The sequence below is a fragment of the Levilactobacillus koreensis JCM 16448 genome, assembly GCF_001435525.1.
GTDB classification, from domain to species: Bacteria; Bacillota; Bacilli; order Lactobacillales; family Lactobacillaceae; genus Levilactobacillus; species Levilactobacillus koreensis.
Genome location: NZ_AZDP01000049.1, coordinates 18,125 through 28,044 on the forward strand (window position 1 = coordinate 18,125; position 9,920 = coordinate 28,044).

At 53.0% G+C, this 9,920-nt stretch carries 9 protein-coding genes; all 9 read left to right on the top strand.

The window, feature by feature from the left end:
* Nucleotides 1-375 precede the first annotated feature (375 nt).
* Complete coding sequence (sufC, locus tag FC99_RS03830; RefSeq protein WP_048733407.1) at nt 376-1,170, top strand: Fe-S cluster assembly ATPase SufC; 795 nt, start codon at nt 376-378, stop codon at nt 1,168-1,170.
* A gap of 14 nt (nt 1,171-1,184) precedes the next feature.
* Nucleotides 1,185-2,492: a Fe-S cluster assembly protein SufD gene (sufD, locus tag FC99_RS03835; protein WP_048733405.1), complete on the top strand. Its 1,308-nt coding sequence runs from the start codon at nt 1,185-1,187 to the stop codon at nt 2,490-2,492.
* Nucleotides 2,473-3,720 (top strand): aminotransferase class V-fold PLP-dependent enzyme, encoded by a 1,248-nt coding sequence (locus FC99_RS03840; protein ID WP_048733403.1) that lies wholly within the window; start codon nt 2,473-2,475, stop codon nt 3,718-3,720. The genes sufD and FC99_RS03840 overlap by 20 nt, the downstream gene beginning before the upstream one ends.
* On the top strand, nt 3,698-4,165 hold the full coding sequence (gene sufU / locus FC99_RS03845) for a Fe-S cluster assembly sulfur transfer protein SufU (protein WP_048733402.1): 468 nt from the start codon (nt 3,698-3,700) through the stop codon (nt 4,163-4,165). Before FC99_RS03840 ends, sufU begins: the two co-directional genes overlap by 23 nt.
* The gene (gene sufB, locus FC99_RS03850) at nt 4,165-5,571 is read left to right on the top strand and encodes a Fe-S cluster assembly protein SufB (RefSeq protein WP_048733399.1); all 1,407 of its coding nucleotides are present in this window, start codon (nt 4,165-4,167) and stop codon (nt 5,569-5,571) included. Before sufU ends, sufB begins: the two co-directional genes overlap by 1 nt.
* Nucleotides 5,571-6,614: an ABC transporter substrate-binding protein gene (locus FC99_RS03855; RefSeq protein WP_056986467.1), complete on the top strand. Its 1,044-nt coding sequence runs from the start codon at nt 5,571-5,573 to the stop codon at nt 6,612-6,614. The genes sufB and FC99_RS03855 overlap by 1 nt, the downstream gene beginning before the upstream one ends.
* A 372-nt stretch (nt 6,615-6,986) precedes the next feature.
* Nucleotides 6,987-8,204, top strand: a complete 1,218-nt coding sequence (locus tag FC99_RS03860) for an MFS transporter (protein ID WP_082153199.1) — start codon at nt 6,987-6,989, stop codon at nt 8,202-8,204.
* 57 nt (nt 8,205-8,261) lie between these two features.
* Nucleotides 8,262-9,491 (top strand): MFS transporter, encoded by a 1,230-nt coding sequence (locus FC99_RS03865; RefSeq protein ID WP_048733395.1) that lies wholly within the window; start codon nt 8,262-8,264, stop codon nt 9,489-9,491.
* Between the two features lie 83 nt (nt 9,492-9,574).
* On the top strand, nt 9,575-9,796 hold the full coding sequence (locus FC99_RS03870) for a hypothetical protein (protein ID WP_048733393.1): 222 nt from the start codon (nt 9,575-9,577) through the stop codon (nt 9,794-9,796).
* Nucleotides 9,797-9,920: the final 124 nt, after the last annotated feature.

Below are 9,920 nucleotides of genomic sequence, written 5' to 3' on the forward strand. Positions count from 1 at the left end.
GGGGGGAGTGCTTAACCGCCAATTATTCCTGCTAAATATAGTTGAGAGGGAAGATATGGGGGATTTGCCTAATTTAAATTGGAATATTCAGTGCTTATAATGAAATTATAAACGGATAATAACGGGTATAATTGAACTAAAGGGAATCCCGTGACCACAAGGGTGTAAGCGCTACATATGATTGGAATATTCCTGGTATTGTGGGAAGCCAATATAAGGTGGACGCGATCCCGGACAATCCGTAATGCTGTGTCGGTGGCGTAGGCTCGTTTCTCAGGCCGCAACCGGTCCCCACAGCATGGCGCCTGACAGCCGCAGGCGAACACCAACATCAACACTGAACTTACATAACTCAATTTTTGGAGGATGATTTCGATGGCAACACTTGAAGTGAAAGACTTACACGTTGAGGTTAAGGACGACGAACAGAACAAGACGCAGGAAATCCTCAAAGGGGTCAACCTGACCATGAAGACCGGCGAGATCCACGCCATCATGGGGCCTAACGGGACTGGGAAGTCCACGTTATCACAGACCATCATGGGCCAACCCAACTACCACGTGACGCAGGGGGACATCCTGTTAAACGGTGAAAGTATTCTCAAGATGCCCGTCGATGAACGCGCCCGCAAAGGCCTCTTCCTCGGCATGCAATACCCCGCTGAAATCCAAGGCGTCACCAACGCCGAATTTCTACGGGCGGCCATGAACGCTCGCCGCGCCGATGACGACCAGATCTCTGTCATGGCCTTCTTAAAGGAACTCGACAAGAACCTGGCGCTCCTCGACATGAGCGAATCCATGACGGAACGTTACCTGAACGAAGGTTTCTCTGGTGGGGAAAAGAAGCGCAACGAAATCCTGCAATTATTGATGATCAAGCCAACATTTGCCCTGCTTGACGAAATCGACTCCGGTCTCGATATCGATGCCTTGAAGGTCGTTTCCAAAGGGGTCAACTCCATGCGTGGCGACAACTTCGGGTCACTGATCATCACCCACTACCAACGTCTGCTGAACTACATCGTTCCCGACGTGGTCCACGTCATGATGGGTGGTCGCATCGTCAAGACTGGCAATGCCGACCTCGCTAAGACGCTGGAAAAAGAGGGTTACGCCGGCCTGCGTGACGACTTAGGGCTGGACGTTGAATTAGTCGACGAGAACTAAGGAGGGCCGAACACATGGAAGCAGTTCAAGATTACGATGCACTTAAAACGGAACTCGCGGCCGCTGCGAACGACCACGGCGAGCCACATTGGTTCGTCGACCGGCGTCTAGCCGCCGTTGATGACATGGCCACCGCAGCCTTGCCCGAAGTCAATCGCTTCGACATTCACCGCTGGCCATTGACGCCAACCGATGACCCGCTGAAATTTAGCCGGTCTAGTGCCGATTTGCTGGAAAATGTGCCGGTTGCTGACGACCACATTCAAATCGTGCAGGTCGGGCAGACCACGTATGCGGCCAACTTGCCCGACGAGCTCGACGACCAGGGTGTCATTTTGACCGACATCTTCTCGGCCTTCCGCGAGCATCCGCGCTTAACGCAAAAACACTTTATGGATAAAATCATTAAGACTAACGAGGACCGGTTGACCAGTTTTCACACGGCCTTCCTCAACTCCGGCGTCTTCCTCTACGTGCCTAAAGGTGTGGTCATTGACGACCCCATCGAAATTCACCTGGTTCAGGACAGCACGCAGGATAATCACCCGATGATTTCGCACGTCCTGATTGTCGCCGAAGAGGACAGCCACTTCTCCGTCATGCAACATTTGACGACCAAGGGAGACCATGCCAACCTTGCCAGTTGCGTGGTCGAAGTCCTCGCCCGGCCAAACAGTGAGGTCCACTTCTCCTCCTTTGACGAGTTGGGACCCAACACCACGACCTACCTCAACCGGCGGGCCAACATCAGCCGCGACGCCAACGTTGATTGGGCGATCGGCCTGATGAACGACGGCGACACGTTCGGTGATTTCGACTCCGAACTGATTGGTGAAAATTCCAAGTCCGACGCTAAGGTCATCACCCTGACCGGGGGTCGGCAACGCGTCGGCGTCAACACCCGCGTCACCAACCGCGGCAAGAAGTCGACCGGGAACATCCTCCAACGTGGGGTCATTATGGAAAAGTCTACGCTGATCTTTAACGGGATCGGCCACATCATCCACGGGGCGGCCGGTGCCAATGCCGAACAGGAAAACCGCGTGCTGATGATGTCCAGCAAGGCCCACGGGGACGCGAACCCGATTCTCTTAATCGATGAAAATGATGTGTTGGCCGGCCACGCCGCAAGCGTGGGTCAGGTCGACGCCAAGCAGATGTACTACCTAATGAGCCGCGGAATCACCGAACCCCAAGCCAAACGCTTGGTCATTCGGGGCTTCCTGAGCGCCGTGTTACAGGCCATTCCAGCCAAGGACGTGCGGCAGAATCTGACGGATACAATCGAAAGGAAGCTTGAAAATGGCGCAGAAGTTGAGTGAGTCACTGACCGATTTTCCCATTTTAAATCAAGAAGTTAACGACGAGCGGCTGGTCTACTTGGACAACGCCGCCACGGCCCAGAAGCCGAATCAAGTGGTCGACGCGCTGACCCATTTCTACCAGCACGACAACGCCAACGTTCACCGCGGGGTCCACACCTTAGCCGAACGAGCCACGGCGGCCTACGAGGATGCGCGGCATAAGGTTCAACACTTTATCCACGCCGAGAAGCCGACCGAGATCATCTTCACCAAGGGCGCCACGGACGGATTGAACCTGGTCGCCAGCACCTATGGCGAGGCCAACGTGACGGCTGGCGACGAGATCGTCATCTCCATCATGGAACACCACAGCAATCTGATCCCTTGGCAGCAGTTGGCTATCAAGAAACACGCCACGCTGAAATACATCGAACTGACCGCTGACGGCGAACTCGACATGGCCGATGCCGCCACAAAGATTACCGACAAGACCAAGATCGTTGCGGTCGCCCACGCCAGCAACGTGATGGGGACCGTGACGCCGGTCAAGCAACTGGCAAAATTAGCCCACGACCACGGGGCCATCTTCGTCGGTGACGGCGCGCAATCCGTGCCGCACATGCCGGTCGACGTAACTGATTTGGACGTCGACTTCTACGCCTTCTCCGGTCACAAGATGATGGGGCCCACGGGTATCGGCGTGTTGTATGGCAAGGAAGACCTCCTGCAGGCCATGCCACCTTACCAGTATGGTGGCGAGATGATCGGCTTTGTTCACCGCGATAACAGCACTTGGGCCGAACTGCCTTGGAAGTTTGAGGCCGGCACACAAAATATTGCCGGAGCTATTGGTTTGGGCGCCGCGGTCGACTACCTGACCAACATCGGCATGGACCGAATCCAAGCGCACGAACAACAACTGGTCGATTATCTCTTACCGAAGATGGAAGCTATGCCGGGCGTCACGGTCTACGGGCCGCAAGATCCGGCTAAGCACACTGGCGTCATCGCCTTTAACCTCGACAACCTGCACCCCCACGACGTCGCAACGGCGCTGGATATGGAGGGCGTTGCCGTTCGGGCGGGTCACCACTGCGCGCAACCGTTGATGGATTACTTAGGCCTCGTTGCCACGGCACGGGCCAGTCTGTACCTTTACAATACACAAGCAGATGCTGATAAATTACTGACGGCACTGCAGGAAACAAAGGAGTTCTTTAATCATGGGACTGTCAAAGCTGAATAGTCTTTACCGTGAAGTTATTTTGGATCACGCGGATCATCCGCACCACAAGCACGACCTGGCTGAGAGCACCAACACGATTACGCTGAAGAACCCGACCTGTGGTGACGTGATCAACCTTGAAATTAATCTGACGCCGGACGACAAGATCGCCGACATCGGCTTTACCGGCGACGGCTGCACCATTAGTCAGTCATCCGCCAGCATGATGACCGATGCCGTCATGGGCAAGTCCAAGGAAGAAGCCTTGAAGATGGCGAAGACCTTCTCCGACATGGCGATCGGTAAGGAACACCCCCAAGCCGACTTGGACGAGTTACAGGACGCGGCTATTTTATCAAATATCATGCAGTTTCCAGCGCGCATCAAGTGTGCCACCCTTTCCTGGTGGGCACTGCAGCGGGCCTTACTCGAAGAAACTGACGACACTAGCGAGGAGGAGTCATAATGGCAGAAGTACCTGATGTGGTCGCCAATGACCGCGACTATGAATTCGGATTTCACGATGATATCAAACCAGCCTACTCGACTGGGCGGGGCTTAACGGAAGAAACGGTGCGCGAGATCTCGGCTGCTAAGCATGAACCACAGTGGATGCTGGATTACCGGTTGAAGGCCTACGCCGCTTACAAGCGCATGCCGATGCCGGACTTTGGCCCAGATCTGTCCGACTTAGACCTGAGAGACATGCTGTACTATCAGAAGATGACCGACAAGAAGTATCGTGACTGGCAAGATGTGCCCGACGATTTGAAGAAGACCTTCGACCGCTTAGGCGTGCCCGAAGCCGAACGAAAATACTTAGCGGGATCCTCCGCACAGTACGAATCCGAAGTTGTCTACCACAACATGCGCGATGATTTTGCCAAGCTTGGCATCATCTTCACCGATACCGACACGGCGTTGCGTGAATACCCCGAACTCTTCAAGAAGTGGTTTGGCAAATTGGTCAAGCCAACCGACAACAAGTTCGCGGCACTAAACGCGGCCGTTTGGTCTGGTGGGTCCTTTATCTACGTCCCTAAGGGTGTCCAAACCAAGACGCCAATTCAATCCTACTTCCGCCTGAACGCCGAAAACTCCGGTCAATTTGAACGGACCCTGATCATCGTTGACGAGGGGGCGCGAGTCGATTACGTCGAAGGCTGTACCGCGCCTAACTATTCGTCGGACAGTCTGCACGCCGCCGTGGTCGAGGTCAACGTCGCCAAGGACGCTTACTGCCGTTACACCACCATCCAGAACTGGTCGAACAACGTTTACAGCCTGGAAACGAAGCGGGCCGCAGCCGAAGAGAACGCCACGATGGAATGGGTCGACGGAAACCTCGGGTCCAAAGTCACCATGAAATACCCCAGCGTTTACTTGAACGGTGAGGGCGCACGGGGGACCATGTTGTCGATCGCCGTGGCCAGCAACGGGATTCATCAGGATTCCGGGGCACGAATGATCCACAACGCCAAGAATACCTCGAGTTCCATCGTCTCCAAGTCCATCGCCAAGACCGGTGGGGCGACCGACTACCGTGGGACCGTGCGCTTTGGTCGTCACTCCGATGGGTCCAAGGCCCACGTGGAATGTGACACGATCATCATGGACGACCAGTCCTCATCCGACACGATTCCGTACAATGAAATCTCCAATTCCAACGTCTCCATGGAACACGAAGCGCGGGTCTCGAAGATTTCCGAAGAGCAACTCTATTACCTGATGAGCCGCGGTATCTCCGAAGAAAAGGCCACCGAAATGATCATCATGGGCTTCGTGGAACCCTTCACCAAGCAACTGCCGATGGAATATGCGGTCGAGTTGAACCGACTGATCAGCTTTGAAATGGAAGGGTCGATCGGATAATGAAGCGAACACATTTCTGGGCGATTGGGCTAGCACTGCTGACGGTGTTAGGCCTCGCTACAGGTTGTGGTCGTTCGAGTAACGCCACCACCAGCCGCCAAACGACCCACATCGTCACCGACATGACCGGGAAAAAGGTCACGGTGCCGACCCGGGTAACGCGGGTGGCCGATCTCTGGCACGCCAATAACCAAGTTGTCTTGTTGCTGGGAGGTCAGCGAAGACTGGTCGCGACCACGCAACTGATCAAGCAATCACCCTGGTTTCAAACGGTCAATCCGCGCATCAAGCACGTGACGGCACCATTTTCTGGGGATGATCTGCAGATTGAAGAACTCCTCAAGACCAAGCCGGACGTGGTCATCGCCGCGGATGAGGCCCAGGTCAAGAAGGCTCGGTCAGCTAAACTTCCCACGGTCAATGCCATGTACCAGGACTTTGCGGGTCTCCGCAAGTCGGTAACGTTGACGGCAAAGGTGCTGGGGGGCACCGCGCCCAAGGTGGCTGACGCGTATCAACGGACGTTGACGCGTAACCTGAACACCGTCAAACGGCGGCTCAGGGGCGTGACGGCCAAGCCGAAGGTCCTGCACATTGTCAACGCGACCAACCTGAATCAGGTCGATGGGCGCGGGACAATCGTCGATGAGTGGATCAAGGCGGCCGGTGGGCAAAATGCGCTCAAGCAGTCCGGCAACATGATTTCTGTCACGACCGAACAGTTGGCCAAGGCCAATCCCGACGTCATCATTGTCGGTAGCACGACCACGGCTAAGGCACAGCGGGCGCTTCGTCAGAATCCGGTGCTACGTAAGCTAACGGCCGTCAAGCACGGTCGAGTGTATGGCAATCCGCAGGGAACGTTCCCGTGGGACCGCTACAGTGCGGAAGAGGTCCTACAGGTCTTGTGGGCAGCCAAGAAGCTCCATCCAGCGCAATTTAGGGGCTTGAACATGGTCAGCGAAACGCAGGCCTTTTATCAGAAGTACTATCACTATCACTTGAGTCAGACGCAAGCGCAACAGATGTTGAACGGAAAGTAAAAAGAGAGAGTGGGACGAAAGGCGGTTAGTCAATGAGCATTAACGTCGATAGACGAATAATCCCGGTTTTGGATTGTTTGTCTATCGGGGTTAAGCGGAGTTGACTGCCTTTTGGCGCACGTTTTAGCTAGGTAGCTGGGGGAATGCCCACGACCTTACGCTGAAGATTAAAGTCACCGAAAACACCTCCACTGGTTGAGAACGGATAGTTCTTGGCGGGTGGGTGTGTTTTTTGCGAGCGGAAATTTTAGGTTTAGTTTGATTGTAAACGAAATTTAGAAAGCAAAATCAGGTTAAAAAGAGCTAGCATGGTTAGCCGTCCTACTATAATAATGATTATTATCAGTATCCGTTTAGTTATTTTTGGGGTAAATGGAAGTGGTCGTTGACAGTGGGGAGCTGGTTGAAATTCCGAGAATCTTTTACGTGTTATTAGCAGGCGAGGCGACCTCGCGCTTAGGGAATAATTTTTTTGACATTGCCATCATGATTTACCTGTACAAGGTGACGAGTAATTCGGTCGTAATAGGGTTAGTGTCGGGACTATTTAACGTATTGGTCTTATTGAATTTGGTCACGGGATTCTTAGCGGACAAGTACCTGAAGACGCGAATCATGCAGATTGTGGACGTTGCGCAGGCCGTGTTGATGTTCATTGCGGCGGCCATCTACTTTGGCAACGACGTCACGGTCTTTACCATTGTGGGAATCTCCTTTCTGTCTAAGATTCTGGGAACCTTTTTCGACCCAGCCGAAGATGCCCTGATTCCACAGATCATTGACGAGGACCATCTGAGCCAGGCAAACGGGTTGAACCAGGGCCTCCAGATGGTGACGCAGATTATTGGGATGTTACTAGGCGGAATTTTAGTGACGCTACTGCCGATTACATCGTTTGCACTGATTAACGGCGCTACTTTCCTAGTGTCGCTGGTTTGCCTGACGATTGTCAATCACGTGTTGCATGAACAGATCGTGGTGGAAAATGACGAGACGACCCTCGGTAATTGGTACGACGGTATCGTTTACGTTGCCCATCATCAGGTGCTGCGGAGCATTATTTTACTCGCAATGATTGTCAATCTGACGTTGGGGCCGATTATGGGATTAGACGTAGCGTGGGTCAAGGGAACGCTACACACGAGTTCCTTTATGTATAGCGTTTCGCAGGTTACGCTGATGGTGGGAATTATCCTGGGAAACGTGTTGGTCAATTTGGTGAAATGGTCGTTGAAACGCAAGCTGTTGTTCTCACTGACAACGATGGCAACGGCGGTCCTGTTGATGGCGTTATTCCAAAACCTGATTGTGACGTTGGTGATGATGGCCGTAATCGGCATGGCCGGTGGCTTCCTAAACGTATCGGTCTTTACGCTGATTCAGACACGTACACCGGGCCACGTGCTAGGCAGAGTGAACGGTGCCATGTTGGCGGGGTCAAATGTGTCCTTACCACTGGGAATGATGTTGGGTGGCTTGTTGTCAGGTGTCGTGAGCATCGCGGTGGTCTACATCGTTGGCGCGGCGATCACGTTGCTGGCAACGTTACTGATTGTGCGCGTGGATTTCGCGGAGGCTACGACGGAGTAAAGCGGTCTGCGTTAGCTATCGATGGATTTCGAAGCACGGAAGGGAGCCCAGCGATGTATGGTTAAAATCAAACGGGTCATCATCAGCGATTTTCTTGGTACGCTAACGGTCAGCGCCCTCATGACCTACACTTACTGGTACCTGTACCAGCAGACGCGGAGTCAAGCTGTTATTTCCATACTGGGGACCTTTTCGATGGTAATGTTATTATTCGCCTTTGTCGGGGGATATGTGGTCGACCAGCACAGTAAGATTCGCTTGCTGCAGGGGATTGCGACACTCCGGCTGGTAATGATGGGTTGCGGTGGCTTGATCGTCTTGACCTGGCATCAAGGAACGGCCGTTTTATTTGGAATTGTGATGGTGGATGCCTTGCTAGGCGTGGTCTACGGCCCGTTAACGGAATCGGTCGCACCAGCTTTAATTACGGATGATTCGACGTTGTTTACCGCAAATTCATGGGTTGCGGCGGCTAACCAAATCTCATCGATTGCCTCGTCCGCGTTAGCCGTTTTGCTAGTGTACCTAAAGGCACCGGCTCTGGCGTTAAGCGTGGCATTTCTAGCGTTGGCGCTCTCCGTAATGGCACTCAGTCGGATTGAAAGTGACCCCGCACCAGTGAAACGAGAACACTTAGCCATTCGCAAAACGCTGCGGGACTTTGCCCAAGGCCTCCGTCTGGTCGTCCGTAATCCCATGATTAGCTATATGATTCCGGTAGCCCTGCTCACGAACTTTGGCTATTGGTCGATTTGGCTGTTGATGCCGAAATTTAGTGTCGACATTTTTGCCCGGTATCCGTTCGTCTATAATCTGATCGATATAACGCTGACCGTGGGCGGAATTGCTGGAGCATCGCTGTTTTCTAAAGTCCATCGAGCGGGAGCGTCTGCGAAATGGTACCCATTTTTACTACTGGGACAGGCAACCATGATGATTCTGTTGGGGCTCAGTGGCCGGACTGATCCGACATGGGGAAATGTGGTGTTGGTGGGCGTGGCCTGGTTAGGCTATGGCTTCTTCAACAGCATTTCGGCCGTGATCTACTTCTCCATCGTTCAGCTGTCGGCGGATAAAGATAAGATTGGCTTGATTATTGGAGCTGTTCTGACACTATTCTCCATTGCCAATCCAATCGCGGCGATGGTAAGTGTGCCGTTAACTCATTTGGCGGCGTTACCGGTCTTGATTGTCGGCTTGGGTGGCGTGATGGTGTTGGCAACGATTCCGGTATTCAGTCCACGCTTCTTGCGAGAACTGAGGCAGTTCGACTCACAGGAGGTATGAGAGCGACACTTCTCGCTTAGTGAATGTGCTAAGATTAAACTGGTAGTCTCTTTGAGAAGAGGGAGTAGTGAGGAGTGTTTCACATGAAACTTTTAGGGGAAATCTGGCAGACTAAAATAACCAGTTTTTGGGCGTACTTTTCTCTGCTGTTAGTCAGTACCATGTTGAGCAGGTGGCTGGAAGGGCGTGTATCGCTATTCGGCGAGTTTTGGGTGGGATTAATTGCCTTTCTGGCCATTTATGAAGTGCTTTTTGTTTCGATGAAGACGGTGTGTTATTGGCATCGACAGCATAAAATGAAATAGAAGGGATTCTCTCTGATCCGCCTAGTAGACAATGACGAATGGGGGCTAATGAAAAAGTAGGTCGTCTGTGTTATGATCCCTCTGTGGTTGTCAGATGAAATAATATAATTCATCTGACAATGAC

Coding starts and splice junctions, on each gene's coding strand:
- FC99_RS03860 (WP_082153199.1), top strand. CDS start 6,987: ATGGAAGTGGTCGTTGACAGTGGGGAGCTGGTTGAAATTCCGAGAATC.
- sufD (WP_048733405.1), top strand. CDS start 1,185: ATGGAAGCAGTTCAAGATTACGATGCACTTAAAACGGAACTCGCGGCC.
- FC99_RS03870 (WP_048733393.1), top strand. CDS start 9,575: ATGAAACTTTTAGGGGAAATCTGGCAGACTAAAATAACCAGTTTTTGG.
- sufU (WP_048733402.1), top strand. CDS start 3,698: ATGGGACTGTCAAAGCTGAATAGTCTTTACCGTGAAGTTATTTTGGAT.
- FC99_RS03865 (WP_048733395.1), top strand. CDS start 8,262: ATGGTTAAAATCAAACGGGTCATCATCAGCGATTTTCTTGGTACGCTA.
- sufC (WP_048733407.1), top strand. CDS start 376: ATGGCAACACTTGAAGTGAAAGACTTACACGTTGAGGTTAAGGACGAC.
- FC99_RS03855 (WP_056986467.1), top strand. CDS start 5,571: ATGAAGCGAACACATTTCTGGGCGATTGGGCTAGCACTGCTGACGGTG.
- sufB (WP_048733399.1), top strand. CDS start 4,165: ATGGCAGAAGTACCTGATGTGGTCGCCAATGACCGCGACTATGAATTC.
- FC99_RS03840 (WP_048733403.1), top strand. CDS start 2,473: ATGGCGCAGAAGTTGAGTGAGTCACTGACCGATTTTCCCATTTTAAAT.